Here is a 16,703-nt window from a genome sequence, read left to right on the forward strand (position 1 = left end):
GGGCCGGTGTGATCACCGGTGCCCAGGGTTCCGCCGAGGAGAGGCAACGGGCCAGCAACCAACTGCTGCGGACGCTCACGGAGGCCCAGGCGGATTTCATTCGCGGGGGCAATCCCCGGGAAGCCTTCGAGCGGATGCTCGCGGTGGTGCTGGAGCTGACGGGCAGTGAATCCGGCGTCATCGGTGAGGTGCATCAGGCACCCGGCTCCGCGCCCTCGTTCCGGGTCGTCGCCAGCCTCCCGTCGAACGAGACGAATGCCCCGTGGGAGCTCCCCGTGCGCTCGGAGACGCCAGGTCGGGAGCCGAGGGATCTCCGCACGCTCGTGGGGACCGTCTCCACCTCGGGGGAGGCCGTGCTGTGCGGAGGCCCCGGCGCGGAGCGCACCTTCCTCGGACTGCCCCTGGAGTCCGGAGGGGAGCGACTGGGAGTGGTGGGCCTCGCCAACCGTCCCGGCGGGTACGACGCCGAGCTCATCGACTTCCTCCAACCCTTCCTCCTCGTCTGCGGCAGCCTGTTGATCGGCTGTCGCCACGAGCAGCGGCACCAGCGGGACGAGCAGGAGCTGCGCCGCACCGAGGAGCGGAGCGCGGAGCGCCTGCGGCTGGTGATGGAGAGCCTGGTGGATGGTGTGTGGGACCTGGACCTGACCACCGGCCAGATGTTCACCAACCGCCGCTGGATGGGCATGCTGGGCTACGACGAGGGCGAGCTGGAGAGCAGCTTCGCCTCCTGGTCCATGTTGTGCCACCCCGAGGACCTGCCCGAGAGCATGCGGGTCTTCAATGAGTACATGGCCGACGCCCTCCCGATCATCGAGCGTGAGCACCGCTTCCGGTGCAAGGACGGCAGCTGGCGCTGGATACTCTCCCGGGCCCGGATCGTGGCGCGCGACGAGCAGGGCCGCCCGTTGCGCATGGTGGGCACCAACGTGGACATCACCGCGCGAAAGCTCGGAGAGGATCGCCTGCGGGCCCTGGTGAGCACCCTGCCGGACATGGTCTTCCGCATCGGCGCCGACGGCACCTACCGCGACTTCCACGCCAACAACAACAAGGAGCTGCTCCTCCCGCCCGAGAGAATCATCGGCACCAACATGCGGGATCTGCCGCTCTCCAAGCCCCTGCTCGACAAGGCGCTCATGCACCTGGCCCGCGCCATCCGCGAGGGCACCCTGGAGGTCTTCGAGTACGTGCTGGACATGCCCCAGTCGGGTCGCACGCACTACGAGGTGCGCCTGACGCGCAGCGCGCCGGACGAGGTCATCTCCATCATCCGCGACATCACCGAGCGCAAGCTGGCCGAGGAGCGGCTCCTCCAGCAGGAGGAGGAGCTGCGGCGCCACCGCGACAGCCTCGAGGAGCTGGTGCGCACCCGCAGCGAGAAGCTGCTGCAGGCCACCCTCGAGCTGGAGGAGCAGCAGTCCCAGCTCATCCAGACCGAGAAGATGGCCTCGCTGGGGCAGATGGCCGCTGGCGTCGCGCATGAGATCAACAACCCGGTCAGCTACGTGATGAGCAACCTGGGGTCGCTGGATCAGTACTTCTCCTCGCTCGCGCCGCTGATGCAGCTCCAGCGCGAGCTGCTGGCCCCCCAGCAAGAGGAGTCCAGCGGCGTGACCGCGGAGATTCTCGCGCGGATGCGCGAGCTGTGGCAGCGAGAGGACGTGGAGTACATCCTCGGGGATCTGCCGGAGCTCATCGAGGAGTCCCTGGCGGGAACCCGGCGCATCAAGGAGATCGCCCAGAGCCTGCGCTCGTTCGCGCGCGAGGACTCGGGAGAGCCGCAGCTCGTGGACGTGAACGCGGAGCTGGCCTCCACGCTGAAGATCGTCTGGAACGAGCTCAAGTACAAATGCGAGGTGAAGCGCGACTTCGGTCCGCTGCCGCCCGTGAGCTGCCACCCCACGCAGATCGCCCAGGTGTTCACCAACCTGCTCATCAACGCGGCGCAGGCCATCGAGACGCGGGGAGAGATCCGCATCCGCACGCGGCACGAGGGCAACGAGGTGGTGGTGGAGGTGGCCGACACGGGCAAGGGGATGACGCAGGAAACGATCTCCAAGCTCTTCACGCCCTTCTTCACCACCAAGCCAAGGGGCCAGGGCACGGGACTCGGGCTGTCCGTCAGCTACGGCATCATCACCCGGCACAAGGGCCGCATCGACGTGCAGAGCGAGCCCGGCAAGGGCAGCACCTTCATCGTCCGCCTGCCCGCCGCGCAACGCTGAGCCGCCACCCCACCCGGCAGGACGAGCGCGAAGGGCCCTGGCACCTCGGCGAACGTGCGCTCCGGCACGATGCGCATCCCGAGCTCGGTCGTGATGGGCTCCAGGCGCTCACCGACCGTGACGACCTCGAATCCTGGTTCGGGGCCCGCCTGGCGGCCGGGCCTCCGTGATGAAACCATGATGAAGAACGTAACCCGGCGTGAGGCACGCTGCAGGCCGCATCTGGATGATGGCTCGCATCCCGATGCCCGAGGTTGCCCGAAGATGAAGCACCTGCTGAGAAGTGCCCTCTGCTGTGTCCTCCTGCTGCTGTCCGCACCGGCCATGGCGGACAGTGTCATCGTCGGCAAGGTCACCAGCGCCGAGAACAAGAAGCCCCTCGCGGACGTGGTGATCACCGCGACCTCTCCCAACCTGCAGGGAGAGCAGGTCGTGGTGTCGGACGCACAGGGCAACTACCGCATCCCCCAACTGCCACCGGGCGTCTACACCCTGCGGTTCGAAAAGGAATCGTTCAAGCCGTTCGCGCGGACGGACATCCAGCTGCGCCTGGATCGCACCATCCGCGTGAACGTGGAGCTCCTGCCCGAAAGCTTCGCCGAGGTGATCGAGGTAACGGGCAGGGCCAGTCGCCCGCTCATCGACCTTGGAGCCATCGGCAAGGGCATCAGCAACTTCTTCGGGGGCCGAGGGCGCTCGGGCGCCCAGCGCAACGCCCCCCCCGCCCCGCCCGCCAGTGCGGGCCCTCCGGCCCCCCCGCCTCCCGAGCGCACCGCGCCGCTGCCCCAGCAGCCCTTCGCGGACATGTACTTCAAGAGCTATGGGGTGAACCCGACCATCGACACCGAGGAGGAGCGCTTCTCCACCTTCTCCGTGGACGTGGACACCGCGTCCTACTCGATGGCGCGCGCCTACCTGGAGCGGGGGGCACTGCCAGACGAGCAGTCGGTGCGCGTGGAGGAGTTCGTCAACAGCTTCGACTACGGCTACGCGAGCGACCCCGAGTCTCCCTTCAGCGTGCACGTGGAGGGATTCCCCTCTCCCAGCCGCAAGGGCTACCACGTGGTGCACATCGGGCTGAAGGCGCGCGAGGTGAGCCGTGCGGCGCGCAAGCCCGCCCACCTCGTCTTCGTCATCGACGTGTCCGGCTCCATGAACATCGAGAACCGGCTCGCGCTGGTGAAGCGGGCGCTGCGGCTGTTGGTGGACGAGCTCGACGAGCGCGATCGGATCTCCATCGCCGTCTACGGCTCGACCGCGCACCTGGTGCTCGGGCCCACGAGCGCCGCCGACAAACACAAGTTGATGAACGCCATCGACAGGCTCCAGTCCGAGGGCTCCACCAACGCCCAGGCGGGCCTCGAGCTGGGCTACGCGATGGCCTCGGAGAACCTGCTCGAGGGCGGCATCAACCGCGTCATCCTGTGCTCGGACGGGGTCGCCAACAACGGCATTACCGACGCGGACGGTATCTGGGAGCGGGTGCGCAAGCAGGCGGCGCGAGGCATCACCCTGACCACCGTCGGCTTCGGCATGGGCAATTACAACGATGTGCTGATGGAGCGGCTCGCCCAGGTGGGAGAGGGCAACTACGCATACGTGGACCAGCTGGAGGAGGCGCGCCGCATCTTCGTGCAGAACCTCACCGGCACGCTCCAGGTGGTGGCCAGGGACGTGAAGCTGCAGCTCGAGCTCGACCGCCAGGCCGTGATCCGCTACCGGCTGGTGGGCTATGAGAACCGGATGCTCGCCAAGGAGCAGTTCGCCGATGACCGGGTGGACGCGGGCGAGGTGGGCGCGGGCCACTCCGTCACCGCCATCTACGAGGTGAAGCTGCGTGAGCCCATCCCCTCCTTCGCCACCCTGCGCATCCGCTACAAGGCGCCGGAAGGGGGCGACTCGCGGCTGATGGAGAAGCAGCTGCCCTCCAGCATCCTGCGGACGGCCTACGGCAGCGCCGCGCCTCCCACACGCCTGTCCTACGTGGCGGCCGCCTTCGCCGAGAAGCTGCGCGGCTCCTACTGGGTCCGCACGCTCTCCTGGGCTCAGCTCGTCTCCCTGTGGGAGGAGGTCGGCGAGCCCCTGCGCGACCGGCCCGATGTGAGGGAGCTCGGCGCCCTGCTGCGGAAGGCCCAGGCGCTCGATCACCGCACGGATCGCTTCGAGCAGCTCGAGCCGGTCGTTACCATGGACTTCGACCGCGTCCCGGTCATCAAGTAGACCTCCCGCATGCTCCGCAGGCTGCTCCCCACCCTCTCCGCCCTCGTGCTCGGCCTCGCCGGGCTCGGGTGGGGCCTGTGGCAGTTACAGCGCATCTTCGCCACCGAGCGCGAGGATGCACGGGCCTCGCTCCGCTCCCGGCGCGAGGCCCTCGAGCAGTACGCCCTCGTCGCCCTGAGCCAGGAGCTGAGGGAGAAGCTGGAAGCGGCACGGCCCGCGCTGGAGCTCGCCGCGGCGGATCCGCTCGCCCCCGCCGCGGGCCTCTACCTGCGCGCGCGCGGGGAACAGCTCCTTCCACGGCTGGCCCTTCATGACACGGGAGAGGCAACCCCCGCCCGCGACCGGTACACGCGGCTTCGCTCCGGCAAGGAGGTCCCCGACGAGGAGGAGGGACCCTGGATGGAGCGGCTCGCCCTGATGCGTACCCTGGATCGCGCCCTCGAGCGCCGGGACGCGCGGGCCGCGACCCAGGGGCTCGTGGCCTTCCTCCAACACCGCGCGCGGTACGTGCTCGCCTCCACACGGGACGTGCCCGGCTTCCTGGTGGTGCTGGAGGCACTCGCGGAGCGGGCGACCCCGGAGCCGCCCCTCATGCAGGCACTGGTGCACGATGGGATGGAGGACGGACAGGGCCACCGGCTGGAGGGCCTGCAACGGCTGCTGCTCCTCAAGCGCTCGCGCTTCACCCGTGCCGACTTCGACTTCCTGCACGAGCGCGTGGTGGAGCTGTCCAGACGGACGGGGACGCCGGTCATCGACTTCGAGGCGCGTACCGCGGAGCTGGCCGCCGCTCCCCTGCCCCTGCCCGACTCCATCCCCGGCCCCGTGCTGGTGCGCTCCGGCTGGTACCTGGAGCCGAAGGACGAGGGCCATGTACGAGGCGTGGCGGTATCCCTCGATGCGCTGCTGGAGACACTGACCCGGGAGATGCGCGAGCGCGGGCTGCTCGGCCCCGAGGGGCACGTGCGCCTGCTCGGGACGGAGGAGGTGCTGCCGCTCGCGCGCCTCCCTCTGGGGGTGGAGACGCCGGAGTGGGGGAAGGAGGAAGAGGCCCTGGAGCGGCGCTACCGGTTGAAGACGGGCATGGTGGTGCTGTGCGCGGGGCTGGCGCTGACCATCGCCGCGCTCGCCTTCCTGGCCCAGCATCGGAAGTACCGCTTCCTGGAGCTCAAGAGCGACTTCGTGGCCACCGTGTCGCACGAGCTGCGCACACCGCTGGCCTCCATCCGGCTGCTCGCGGAGACGCTCGAGTGGCGGCTGGAGCAGGGCGCGGAGGCAAAGGACTACCCCGCGCGCATCATCCACGAGGCGGATGGGCTGGGATTCCTCGTGGAGAACCTGCTGTCCTTCAACCGGATCGACAAGGGCCGCTGGGTGCCACACCTCGCGGTGGTGCGGCTGGACGAGCTGGCGTCCACGCTGCGGCGTGACCTGGAGGCCTGGGCCCGGGTGCCGGTGGAGCTGCACGCCCACGTGGGTGATCGCGAGCTGCTCGCGGACCCGCAGTTGATGCGATTGCTGCTGGCCAACCTGGCGCGCAACGCCTGCGCCTACAACACGCGTGACCCCGTACGCCTGCACCTGGAGTCGCTCGCGGACGGGCGGGTGCGCTTCACGGACAACGGCGTGGGCATCCCCATGGCCGAGTGGGAGCGCATCTTCGGCGAGTTCTACCGGCTGAAAGGCCAGGGACGAGAGGTCCCCGGCAGCGGGCTCGGGCTCGCGCTATGCCGACGCATCATGCGGCTGCACGGAGGAGACCTCCGCGTGGCGGCCTCCAGTCCCGAGGGGACCACCTTCGAGCTCACCTTCCCGGAGCGGCGCTGAATGACCCACTCACCTCCCGCCATCCTCCTCGTGGAGGACGACCTGAACCTGCGGCTCGCGCTGCGCGACAACCTGGAGAACCAGGGGGGCTACACCGTGGAGGAGGCGACCACGGTGGCCGAGGCGCGCGTGCATCTGGCCCGGCGAGGCTTCCAGCTCATCCTGCTCGACGTGATGCTGCCGGACGGAGACGGCTACACGCTGTGCCGGGCGCTGCGCCAGGAGGGGGTGACGACACCGGTGCTGATGCTCACCGCGCGCACGCTCGAGGACGACGTGGTGCGGGGCTTCGAGGCGGGCGCGCAGGACTACCTGGGCAAGCCCTACCGGTTGCGCGAGTTGCTCGCCCGGGTGGGGGCGCTGGTGCGGCGCGGCGGCGGCGTGCCCGTGCAGGCGCTGCGCTTCGCGGGCTACCGGATGGACCTCGACCGGCGCAAGGTGGAGACGCCCGAGGGCAAGACGGTGGAGCTGACGCGCACCGAGTTCGATCTACTCGCCTTCCTCGTGCGGGAGCGCGAGCGCGTGCTGCGCCGGGATGAAATCCTGGACGCGGTGTGGGGCCGGGACGTGGTGGTGGATCCCCACACCGTGGACAACTTCGTCTCCAGCCTCAAACGCAAGCTGGGATGGAACAGCGCCTCCCGCTTCACCATCCAGACCGTGCGCGGCGTGGGCTACCGCATGGAGCTCGAGGGCGCGTGAGCCTCCTCTTCCCGCTCCTGGTGGGCCTCCTGCTGGCGGGAATGCTGTCCATCGTCTTCCACACGCTGCGGACGGGCATTTCGCCCATGCCCACCTCGGGGAAGGTCCGCCGCCAGCTGCTCTCCTTGATTCCACCGGAGCTCGAGGGCACGGTGCTGGAGCTGGGTTCCGGCTGGGGGACGCTGGCGTTCGCGCTGGCGGACCACTGTCCGCGCGCCCGGGTGGTGGCCTTCGAGCTGTCCCCTCTTCCGTATGCCTTCTCGCGGCTGCGCCAGCGCCTCGCCCCGCGGCCCAACCTCCAGCTCGTGCGCGAGGACTTCTTCCGCGCTTCCTTCGCGGGGGCCTCCGCCATCGTCTGCTACCTCTTCCCCGGCGCCATGAAGCGCCTGGCGCCCAGGTTCTCCGGAGAGCTCGCGCCCGGCACATGCATCGTCAGCAACACCTTCGCGCTCCGCGGGTGGAAGCCCGTGCGGACCCTCGTGGTGGACGACCTGTACCGCACTCCCATCTACCTCTACGAGGTGCCAGCCCGGGAGGCCGGCTCCGAGGCGAGCGACACAGGATCTGGACGGTAGGCAACGGCACCTCCCTTCCTCGGAAGTTGGACCATCGTTCCGCTCTGACAGGTCCTCCGTTCATGTCGGACCCGGGGGATACGATTCCCTTCGTCGCCGCGAGGAGACGCGGCACGCAATGGGAGGGACTCGTGGCAGACATCGCGGACGGAGCCCAGGTCGAGGTGAAGGGCTCTGGCGCCAGGCCGTACATCCTGAAGAACACCGGTGGCGTGTACTCGTGCTCGTGCCCGGCCTGGCGCAACCAGTCCGTGGCCATCGAGCGGCGGACGTGCAAGCACCTGCGCCAGGTTCGAGGGGATGCGGCCGAGGAGGCCCGGGTGGGCTCCACGGGAAACGGCGCCCCGGCCCAACCAGCGGCCCGCAGCGTCCGTTCCCGCTCGGGCGCGAGCACGGACGTGGAGTCGGGGACCGTCACCGCCCCGCCGCTGCTGCTGGCCCACTCCTGGGAGAACGACGTCGACCTGACGGGCTGGTGGATGAGCGAGAAGCTCGACGGCGTGCGCGCGTACTGGGACGGCAAGCAGTTCCTGTCCCGCCAGGGCAATCCGTTCCTCGCACCCGACTGGTTCACCGCGAAGCTGCCCGACACGCCGCTCGACGGGGAGCTGTTCGGCGGGCGCAAGAAGTTCCAGCGCACGGTGAGCATCGTGCGGCGGCAGGACCGGAGCGATGACTGGAAGGAGCTGGCCTTCGTGGTCTTCGACGCGCCGGGGATGGACGCGCCCTTCGAGGAGCGGATCGCGCACTGCCAGCGATTCGTCGAGGACGTGGCACCGCCGTACGCCGAGTGGCTGAAACACGAGCCCTGCCAGGGCGTGGATCATCTGCGCCAGGAGCTGGCGCGGGTGGAGGGACTCGGAGGCGAGGGGCTGATGCTGCGCCGGCCGGGCTCGCGCTACGAGGCGGGCCGCTCCCACACCCTGCTGAAGGTGAAGAGCTTCAAGGACGACGAGGCGCGCGTGGTGGGGCATGTGGCGGGAGCGGGCAGACACAAGGGCCGGCTGGGCGCGCTGGAGGTGGAGCTGCGCGACGGCACCCGCTTCTCCGTGGGCACCGGGCTCTCCGACCAGGAGCGGGAGAACCCGCCCTCCGTGGGCACCATCATCACGTTCCGCTATCAGGAGCTGTCCAACGACGGCGTGCCGCGCTTCCCCTCGTATGTGGGTGTGCGCATCGACGCCGCGCCCTTCGAGCCGGTGGCCCCGCGCAAACGCGCCTGAGGCGGATTTAACCTTCCGCCGGCTCCGGGGTTTTTCAGGGCAGATGACGCCGGGAATCGGGTCTCCCGGCGTCCTTCCCAATGAGGAGACCCCGCTCATGCGCGTGAATCTCGCCTTGTCCGCCGCCGTTGCTTCCCTGCTGTTCGCCGCTCCCGTGCTCGCCGAGCAACCCACCACCACCGGGCAGACGGCGCCCGCCGACCCGTCGGGCCGCCACCACAAGAAGGGGGGGTGGATGCGCCACAGGTTCGAGCGCATGGAGCATCGGTTGAACCGGGCCGTCGAGAACGGCCGCCTCACCCGGGAGCAGGCCGATCAGTTCCTCGCCGAGGCCCGGCAGCTCCGCGACGAAACCCGCTCGCTGCGCGAGGCCAACGGGGGCCGGCTCACCGAGGAGCAGAAGCAGCAGCTCAAGACGCGCAAGCAGGCCCTGCGCGAGAAGGTGCGCGCGGCCATGCAGGCCACCCAGCCCCAGGGCAAGTGAAGAGAGAGGGGTGGAAAACCCCTCCCCCTCACCTCGAGCGGAGAGCCCCGCTACCGCGCGTCCTTGACGGTCTGGACGGTGGGGTTCCTGAACGCGGGGTCCCCGAGGAAGCCGGAGAACATCAACCGGTTGGGCGAGCACCGCCCCGCGTTGGCCACCTTGCCGGGCGTGGAGTTGTCGACGAGCACGGAGGACACGGCGGCGGGAGCGGCGGTGGGGTTGCGCTCCAGGAAGAGCGCGGCGAGGCCGGCGACGTGCGGCGCGGCCATCGAGGTTCCACTGAGGACATGGGTGGCGCTGTCATCGGAGTTCCAGGCCGAGGAAATCTCATGGCCCGGAGCGAAGACATCCACGCAGCTCCCATGGTTGGAGAAGGAGGCGCGCTTGTCGTTGCCCTCGGTGGCGCCCACGGTGATGGCCTCGGGAGTCCGCGCGGGAGAACGCGAGCAGGCGTCCTGGTTCTCGTTGCCCGCGGCGACCACGAAGGTGACACCCGCGGCGACGGACTGGCGGATCGCGTCATCGAGCGCCTGGCTCTTGGGGCCGCCCAGGCTCATGTTGGCCACGGCGGGGAGCTGCCGGTTCTGGGTCACCCAGTCCACGCCGGAGATCACCCCGGCCGTCGAGCCGCCACCGCCGCAGTCGAGCACGCGCACCGCGTGGAGATTGACTCCCTTGGCGACGCCGTAGACACGGCCGCCCACGGTGGCGGCCACGTGCGTGCCATGCCCATGGCAGTCGATGCCCTTCCGGCCATCCGAGAAGACATCGAAGCCGACCTGCGCGCGCCCATCGAACTCGGAGTGAGAGATGCGGATGCCGGTGTCGAGGATGTAGGCGTGCACGCCCTTGCCGTTGGCGCTGTAGAGGTAGGTGTTGTCCAGTGGCAGATCGCGCTGATCGATACGGTCGATGCCCCAGGTGGCCTCGGGCTGGCGCTCACCAATGGCCCGCATCACCCCGTTCTCCTCCACGTAAGCCACCTCGGGATCAGCGGCCATCGCGTGGGCCTGCTCCGGGGTCATCCGGCTCGCGAATCCCCGCAGCGCATGCGCGTACGTGCGGAAGACGCGGCCTCCATAACGTGCCGAGAGATTGTCCGCGGCCAGGGCAGGCGCGAGCGGCGTCTCACCCGGACGAGGTGTCCTGAGGACGACGATGTACTCACCCGGAACCACCTGGTCCACGGTGACGAACTTTCCGGTGCGGACCTCGGACGCGAGGGAGGCCTGTGGGCAGGGCTCTTCGGCCGGCGGTTTGGGAAGGGGGATGCTCTTGGAAGGGCAACCCACCAGCAAGGATACGGACACAGCGGATACGGCCATCCACGACACGGTACGGAAACGCATCGCTTCCCCCTGTTGCCAGGAAAATTCCCGGCTGCCTGTTTCAGTTTAGAGGGACGTCTGACCCACCCATTTCCGGTCCAGGATTGCGCACGCACGTCCAAAACCAGACATGACTACTTCCGAGGCAGCGGCTCCTGATTCTCGGGAGTCGTGGTGGGCGCCTCTCGCTTGAAGGGACTCCAGGACACCACCACCTCCTTGCCTGTCGCGTCATGGCCATACAGGAAGTCGAGCAGCTGTTTGATATCAGACGTGGCTTCCGACGCACTCACCGTCACGTAGCCGCGAAAGCCTCCGTGGTCGAGGCTCTCCTCGACATGGATGGCCTCGCGCCAGGGCCGGGTGGCGGTATCCGCCTGACCGTCCCAATGCAGGGAGATGCGCTCGAGACGATCCCAGGTGATGTCTGTCTCATCCGGGGCGCGGACCACCACGTCGCTGCGCCAACCGCCCTCGGGAAGTGGGCGCCAGCGGGAGACCCGCAGGTCGACGGGAGGCGGCGTCTCCATGGGAGGCTGCCCGCGAGAGAGCACGAACGCCGTGGCCTCCAGGGGTCCCCCCTGCTCCAAGCGGACCTGGAGTCTCACGGTGAAGCTCCTGACCTCCTGCGCGCCGAGTCCCTGGAGCGCATAGGTGTGCTCGACGAGCGGCTCGGAGGTGATCGCGGTGGAGCCATCGCCGAAGTCCCACGTGTACGCGCGGATGCGCTCGCGACCCTGGTACAGCGCCTGGAACGAGAAAGCTCCGTGTCCTCTCTGGACGACGCCGAGACGGAGCGGCTCGTGGCGCTGACCCTCGCCCTCGCCACAGCGACGGACGTCGAGCTCGACCTCACGCTCGGCGAGCACGCCGACACGCCGCCCACCGAGGTCCGTACACACCTGGAAGCGCACGAAGTACCTGCCCGCCACTTCGGGCGCTCGCCACTGGAGCGTTGGACCGGGATGCAGCTCGGCGCCGCCCCCCGAGACAGGCCAGACCCACCGGTAGACCGCACCTGGCTCGGGCTCACCGCCAAGGCGGGCGGATAGAGCCATCGACTCGCCCGTGCATACCCACGGCCGGTCCCTGTCGATGCCCTCGATCACGACGCTGGAGGCAACCGATACCCGCTCCTCGTGCAGGGCCATGGAGATCGCATCCGCGGTCGAGATCGCGGGGACTGGCACGCGCGAGGAGGGAGGCGGCACGGGAGCAGGAGGAGCCGAAGTCCGAACCTCCGTGACGGGAGGACGGCGCTCGGGGACACGGGCAGTTCGGGACGGGGCTTCGCTGGCGGGGCGCTCCCACTCCGTGATGGCGAGCACGAGCAGGACCACCGCGCCCGCGAGCCCCACGAGGACGCGAGCACGCGCGCTGGAGCCCGGGCGCGCCGGGTTTTCGGGTGGCACGGGAGCGTTCCGCACGAAGCGTTAGAACCCGAAGTCGTTCAGGTGGCGGCGATAGCCCTGTGAGTTGGGCCGGTACCACTGGTTGTCCCAGCCCGTGAAATCCACATCATCGAGCAGACGCTCCGCCTTTCCGTTGAGCGTGACGGAGTTGATGAGCTGAACCGCCGTGGAGCCCACGTTCCGGGAGACGAGCCAGTCCGAGCCATCGAGGTATTGCGAGGAATGGCGGCTGCAATAGTCCTGGTAGAAGCAGCCATTGTCGCAGGTGCTCAGGCTGTTGTAGGTGGCGTGCTTGTCTTCGGCGACGTAGAGCGTGGGCCAGCCGCGATAGGCATTGCGCGAGTCGGCGGCGGTGTCGTACTCGATTTGATCATACGAGTACCAGGCCGACGAATCACAAGCGCTCTTGCGATGGGCGGACATGTAGACCCAGTCGAGCAGCCACCTGCCGCCGGAGTAATGGACCTCGAGGATCTGGAACTCGGGATCTCCGTCGTGGCCGGTGGTGACACCGGAGTCCTCGAAGAAGGTGTCCATGTAGAAGATTTGCAGCGTGCGGGTGGAGAAGCTGGTGCTCTTCACCGCGAAGTAGGGGCGCCGGGCCTGGCCGCTCTCACCACTGTCGAACCAGAAGATGGGCATGAACCAGAAGGCGACCTGGTACTCGCAGTCATCGTTGAGCCCATCGCGATCGGCGTCCGTGCCGGTACTCCAACAGTCGTCACCATAGGGGATGGAGCCGAGACCCTCGGCGAGAGCCGGGCCCGGCATGACGAGGAGCAACACCCATGACACGACTGCGATTCTTGCGATGCGGTCCATTCGCGCCTCCGCGAGGGGGAGCGCGGAGGGTACACCGGAAGGACGTTGACGCAGCGCCACGGGTCCGCAGTCGGACCGCGTGCGGCCCATTCGATGCTCCCCTGCCTGGAACCTGAGCGGACTGCCGCCCGCCAATGAATCGTGGCGGCACCGGCCTTATCGACAGGGGCACGAAGTCATCTCCCTGGCGGAACCCCGCCCCCCTTACCAACGAATGAAGACCCCTACCCTGCTGACCACCCTGGCGACGGCACTCGGATTGGGCGCCAGCGCACTGGCCTCCACCCATCCCCTGGAGCAGAGCCCGGAAGAGAAGTCGTCCTCGATGATCCCGACGAACGCCACCGCCCGTGCCGAGGCGCCCCGCTCCTCCGTGGCGCTGCACGCCCCCATCCGCTACGCGGCCCTCGGCGCCTCCGACACGGTGGGCGTGGGCAGCCGCACTCCAGCGCGAGAGAACTGGACCGCGCGCATCCGCGCGGCACTGCCAGGGAACACCGTGTACGAGCGCTTCGCCCGCAGTGGCATCACCCTCGGGGAGGCAATGAAGGTCGAGCTCCCCCGAGCCATCGCCTTCCGGCCCACGCTCGTGACGATGTGGCTCTCGGTGAACGACGCCCTGGGCCACGTGCCGCTGCCCACCTACCAGAAGTTGCTCCAGGCCACGCTCGAGCGGCTGACGCGGGAAACGAACGCCCAGGTCGTGCTGCTCAACGTCCCGGACCTCGCCGCCCTCGCCCCGCTCCACGCCTCACCGCAGGCGCGTGCCCAGCTGCGCGAGACGGTGAGCACGTGGAACGCAGCCATCGCCGCCGCGGCCCGGCCCTACGGCCAGCGCGTCCTGGTGGTGGACCTCCTGCCAGCCTCGAGGCATCTGCCCCAACACGCCGAGTGGATTGCCTCCGATGGCTTCCATCCGAGTCCCGAGGGTTACCAGCGGCTCGCCGACGTGACACTCGAAGCAATGCACGGCGCGGGGCTGCTGCCGCCAGTGGCCGCTCAGGCACGACCCTGAGGATCGAAGCGGCTTCGGGCTGCGGTAGAACACCCGCTACCGCTCATGTCGCGAAAACGCACCAGCAAGAAACCCGCCCTCATGGCCACCTCGCTCGTGCTCGACGCTTCATCCCAGGCGCCGCTGCACCGGCAGCTCTACGAGGCCCTTCGCGCATCCATCGTCGCGGGCCGTCTGTCTCCGGGGACTCGGCTGCTCTCCACGCGCGCCCTGGCCGAGCAGCTCGACCTGTCTCGCAACACGGTGATGAACGCCTACACGCAGCTGCTCGCCGAGGGATACCTCGTCGGTCAGCTCGGCTCGGGGACGTATGTGGCGCGGGAACTGCCCGAGCGGCGGCCCGCCCAACGCGCGCTCATCCGTCCCCCTTCGAAGGGCGCGAGTCCTCCGCCCATCTCGAAGCGTGGCACCACCATGGCAGCCGCTCACGCGGGATTGAGCGCCACACTGGGCCTGATCCAGTCCGGCATGGCGTTCCGCCTGGGCACCCCCTCCGTGGATGCCTTCCCGAGCGAGCTCTGGGGCCGACTGCTCCACCGACGGTGGCAACGCTCCTGGCGGGAGGTGCTGTCCCATCAAGATCCCCGAGGGTACCTCCCCTTGCGGCAGGCGCTCGCGGACTACCTGGCCACCTCACGCGGCGTGCGCTGTGGCCCGGAGCAGGTCCTCATCGTCAATGGCTCGCAGCAGGCCATCAGCATGGTCGCCCAGGTCCTGCTCGATCCGGGGGATGCCGTGTGGGTCGAGGATCCCGGCTACATCGTGGCGCAGGGCGTGCTCAAGGCGGCGGGGGCCACGCTCGTCCACGTCCCCGTGGATGAAGAGGGGCTGAACGTGGAGGCCGCGATCCGGTTGTCTCCGAACGCGAGGCTCGCCACGGTGACGCCCTCGAGCCAGTTCCCCCTGGGCATCACCCTGAGCCACCGGCGCCGGCTCGAGCTCCTGCAATGGGCCGAGCGCTCGAATGCCTGGGTCTTCGAGGATGACTACGACAGCGAGTACCGCTACGTCGGCCGACCACTCGCGTGCCTCCAGGGCCTGACGCCTGACGCGCGTGTCCTCTATACGGGCACCTTCAGCAAGGTGCTGACGCCCAACCTGCGGCTGGGTTACCTCGTGGTCCCGGAGGCCCTGGTGGAGACCTTCGTCGCGGCTCGCATCTTCTCCGACTTCCAGTCCGCGCCCCTGGAGCAGGCCGTCCTCACGGACTTCATCACCGAAGGCCACTTCAGCCGACACGTGCGACGCATGAGAACCCTCTACGCCGAGCGGCAGGCCCTGCTCGTCGAGGAGGCCCGGCGTGAGCTGGCGGGGCTGATCGACATCGGCCCCGCGGACACGGGCATGCACCTGCTGGGCTGGCTGCCCCCGGAAATGGACGATCGCACCGCCGCCGAACGCGCGGCTGCTGCTGGTATCTCCGCGCCGCCCCTCTCCGCGTTCCGAGGCCAGTCCTCGGGACGTGGCGCGCTGCTACTGGGCTACGCCGCGGTCCCGGAGCGGGACATTTCCGAGGGAGTCCGGAGGCTGGCCCAGGCCCTCCGCTGACGCCCCGCCTCCAAAGTGGCCCCACGACTTCGCGTGCAAGTGGCTCTCGTCCAGGGAGGACCCCCTGATTAGAAACCTCCCCAGGAGGAAGCACATGAAAGCACGCATCAACATCGCGGCGGTGTCCCCTGGGGCGTACCGGGCCATGCTGGGCCTCGAGAAGTATCTGAGCGAGTGCAGTCTGGAAGAGGGCTTGCTCCACCTCATCAAGCTGCGAGCCTCGCAGATCAACGGCTGCGCCTACTGCATTGACATGCACTGGAAGGATTCACGGGCGCTCGGGGAGACGGAACAGCGCCTGTACGGGCTGAACGCCTGGGAGGAAAGCCCCTACTACACGGATCGTGAGCGAGCGGCCTTCTTGTGGACCGAGTCCCTCACGAACCTCGGCGAGGGACACGTACCGGATTCCGTCTATGAGGCCGTGAAGCCACACTTCTCCGAGCAGGAGCTGGCCGATCTGACGATGGCCGTGGTCACCATCAACGCGTGGAACCGGATCGCCATCGCCTCTCGCACCGTCCCAGGCGGGTACACCCCCGGGGCGCACGCCCGGAAGTAGGCCGGCCCGCAAGCGCCTGCTCGCCGCCCCCGCCCCGTCAGTTCATCCGTTCCTCGGGGGCGCACAGCCGCGCGCGCAGCGTGGCCACCGGGGTCTCCCAATGCTCCTCGAACCAGAAGCCGAGGAACAACTGGGACGCGTGGCCACGGTGGTACGCGGCCCACAGCCGCCGCAGGTACTCGGACCGCCCGACTCCGGACTGCGGACCCTTGAGGAGCCCGAACGAGCTGTACAGCAGGATGAACGCCGCGGTCCGGATCCCCAGGTTGCCCAGGGCGTACGCCTGCAGCTCCATCTCGCCCACCACGTCCGTGCCGTAGCCCGTCAGCACGTGCAACAGGTCATGCGTCTCGCGGTAGCGCTTGCCGATGTAGTCGATGTCGTTCTTGAGCTCGAGCGTCGTGTCGAAGGGCGAGATCTTGTTGTCGCGGTAATAGCGCGCGAGCTCATGACCGAGCGTTCCCTCGGGCAGGCGCTCGAGCGCGGCCAGATCCAGCTCCCTGGCCTGTAGCGAAGGGCGCTTGGACAGCATGCGGCGCCCCTCCTCGCTGCGCTGGAGCTGCTGGACGAGCGATGCGTAGACGTTGAGGTCCAGGCAGATGTTGAGCAGCTGGCCGCAGTTGGGATTCGTGGGTTCGTGCTTGAGCACCCCCAGGCACTGGTACGCCACGCGCAGGCGGGTGGACAGGGAGGCGTTGTCGGGGAGGAACAGGGTCTGGGGATCGCTCATGGGGTTGGCTCACATGACGGGGTATTG

General features: G+C 68.7%; 14 protein-coding genes. 10 read left to right on the top strand and 4 right to left on the bottom strand.

Annotated elements, in window-relative coordinates; genetic code table 11:
• Window positions 1-8 precede the first annotated feature (8 nt).
• The 7 genes from JQX13_RS48575 to JQX13_RS48605 all read left to right on the top strand — a co-directional run bounded on the left by JQX13_RS48575 (window position 9) and on the right by JQX13_RS48605 (window position 9,259).
• A complete protein-coding gene (locus tag JQX13_RS48575; protein WP_239014318.1) occupies window positions 9-2,228 on the top strand; it encodes an ATP-binding protein in 2,220 nt (739 codons plus the stop codon).
• A gap of 264 nt (window positions 2,229-2,492) precedes the next feature.
• Complete coding sequence (locus JQX13_RS48580) at window positions 2,493-4,448, top strand: YfbK domain-containing protein (RefSeq protein WP_203412557.1); 1,956 nt, start codon at window positions 2,493-2,495, stop codon at window positions 4,446-4,448.
• Between the two features lie 9 nt (window positions 4,449-4,457).
• Entirely contained in the window at window positions 4,458-6,275 is a 1,818-nt protein-coding gene (locus JQX13_RS48585; protein WP_203406191.1) for a sensor histidine kinase, read from the top strand.
• A complete protein-coding gene (locus JQX13_RS48590) occupies window positions 6,276-6,977 on the top strand; it encodes a response regulator transcription factor (protein WP_203406192.1) in 702 nt (233 codons plus the stop codon).
• The gene (locus tag JQX13_RS48595; protein ID WP_239014319.1) at window positions 6,974-7,552 is read left to right on the top strand and encodes a class I SAM-dependent methyltransferase; all 579 of its coding nucleotides are present in this window, start codon (window positions 6,974-6,976) and stop codon (window positions 7,550-7,552) included. Before JQX13_RS48590 ends, JQX13_RS48595 begins: the two co-directional genes overlap by 4 nt.
• Before the next feature lie 131 nt (window positions 7,553-7,683).
• Window positions 7,684-8,775: a DNA ligase gene (locus JQX13_RS48600; protein ID WP_203406193.1), complete on the top strand. Its 1,092-nt coding sequence runs from the start codon at window positions 7,684-7,686 to the stop codon at window positions 8,773-8,775.
• A gap of 97 nt (window positions 8,776-8,872) precedes the next feature.
• Window positions 8,873-9,259: a hypothetical protein gene (locus JQX13_RS48605; RefSeq protein WP_203406194.1), complete on the top strand. Its 387-nt coding sequence runs from the start codon at window positions 8,873-8,875 to the stop codon at window positions 9,257-9,259.
• Between the two features lie 50 nt (window positions 9,260-9,309).
• On the opposite strand, the gene JQX13_RS48610 is transcribed toward JQX13_RS48605, so the two are convergent.
• The 3 genes from JQX13_RS48610 to JQX13_RS48620 form a co-directional block, all read right to left on the bottom strand.
• The gene (locus JQX13_RS48610; protein WP_239014320.1) at window positions 9,310-10,608 is read right to left on the bottom strand and encodes a S8 family peptidase; all 1,299 of its coding nucleotides are present in this window, start codon (window positions 10,606-10,608) and stop codon (window positions 9,310-9,312) included.
• A gap of 113 nt (window positions 10,609-10,721) precedes the next feature.
• Complete coding sequence (locus tag JQX13_RS48615) at window positions 10,722-11,999, bottom strand: PKD domain-containing protein (RefSeq protein ID WP_239014321.1); 1,278 nt, start codon at window positions 11,997-11,999, stop codon at window positions 10,722-10,724.
• 21 nt (window positions 12,000-12,020) lie between these two features.
• Window positions 12,021-12,821: a hypothetical protein gene (locus JQX13_RS48620; protein WP_203406195.1), complete on the bottom strand. Its 801-nt coding sequence runs from the start codon at window positions 12,819-12,821 to the stop codon at window positions 12,021-12,023.
• A gap of 214 nt (window positions 12,822-13,035) precedes the next feature.
• Here JQX13_RS48620 and JQX13_RS48625 point away from each other — a divergent pair, with 214 nt between their 5' ends.
• The 3 genes from JQX13_RS48625 (at window position 13,036) to JQX13_RS48635 (ending at window position 15,946) form a co-directional block, all read left to right on the top strand.
• Window positions 13,036-13,836, top strand: a complete 801-nt coding sequence (locus JQX13_RS48625) for a GDSL-type esterase/lipase family protein (protein WP_203406196.1) — start codon at window positions 13,036-13,038, stop codon at window positions 13,834-13,836.
• Between the two features lie 81 nt (window positions 13,837-13,917).
• On the top strand, window positions 13,918-15,384 hold the full coding sequence (locus tag JQX13_RS48630; protein ID WP_239014322.1) for a PLP-dependent aminotransferase family protein: 1,467 nt from the start codon (window positions 13,918-13,920) through the stop codon (window positions 15,382-15,384).
• Between the two features lie 94 nt (window positions 15,385-15,478).
• Complete coding sequence (locus JQX13_RS48635; protein WP_203406198.1) at window positions 15,479-15,946, top strand: carboxymuconolactone decarboxylase family protein; 468 nt, start codon at window positions 15,479-15,481, stop codon at window positions 15,944-15,946.
• 37 nt (window positions 15,947-15,983) lie between these two features.
• Here JQX13_RS48635 and JQX13_RS48640 read toward each other — a convergent pair whose 3' ends face one another.
• Entirely contained in the window at window positions 15,984-16,676 is a 693-nt protein-coding gene (locus tag JQX13_RS48640; protein WP_203406199.1) for a Coq4 family protein, read from the bottom strand.
• Between the last annotated feature and the right edge of the window lie 27 nt (window positions 16,677-16,703).

It is taken from the genome of Archangium violaceum, from assembly GCF_016859125.1.
Taxonomy (GTDB): Bacteria; Myxococcota; Myxococcia; order Myxococcales; family Myxococcaceae; genus Archangium; species Archangium violaceum_A.

What these genes read in the sequence shown, in the direction of transcription:
- JQX13_RS48630 (WP_239014322.1), top strand. Translation starts at nt 13,918, where the DNA reads ATGGCCACCTCGCTCGTGCTCGACGCTTCATCCCAGGCGCCGCTGCAC.
- JQX13_RS48585 (WP_203406191.1), top strand. Translation starts at nt 4,458, where the DNA reads ATGCTCCGCAGGCTGCTCCCCACCCTCTCCGCCCTCGTGCTCGGCCTC.
- JQX13_RS48610 (WP_239014320.1), bottom strand. Translation starts at nt 10,608, where the DNA reads ATGCGTTTCCGTACCGTGTCGTGGATGGCCGTATCCGCTGTGTCCGTA.
- JQX13_RS48635 (WP_203406198.1), top strand. Translation starts at nt 15,479, where the DNA reads ATGAAAGCACGCATCAACATCGCGGCGGTGTCCCCTGGGGCGTACCGG.
- JQX13_RS48590 (WP_203406192.1), top strand. Translation starts at nt 6,276, where the DNA reads ATGACCCACTCACCTCCCGCCATCCTCCTCGTGGAGGACGACCTGAAC.
- JQX13_RS48605 (WP_203406194.1), top strand. Translation starts at nt 8,873, where the DNA reads ATGCGCGTGAATCTCGCCTTGTCCGCCGCCGTTGCTTCCCTGCTGTTC.
- JQX13_RS48640 (WP_203406199.1), bottom strand. Translation starts at nt 16,676, where the DNA reads ATGAGCGATCCCCAGACCCTGTTCCTCCCCGACAACGCCTCCCTGTCC.
- JQX13_RS48620 (WP_203406195.1), bottom strand. Translation starts at nt 12,821, where the DNA reads ATGGACCGCATCGCAAGAATCGCAGTCGTGTCATGGGTGTTGCTCCTC.
- JQX13_RS48625 (WP_203406196.1), top strand. Translation starts at nt 13,036, where the DNA reads ATGAAGACCCCTACCCTGCTGACCACCCTGGCGACGGCACTCGGATTG.
- JQX13_RS48580 (WP_203412557.1), top strand. Translation starts at nt 2,493, where the DNA reads ATGAAGCACCTGCTGAGAAGTGCCCTCTGCTGTGTCCTCCTGCTGCTG.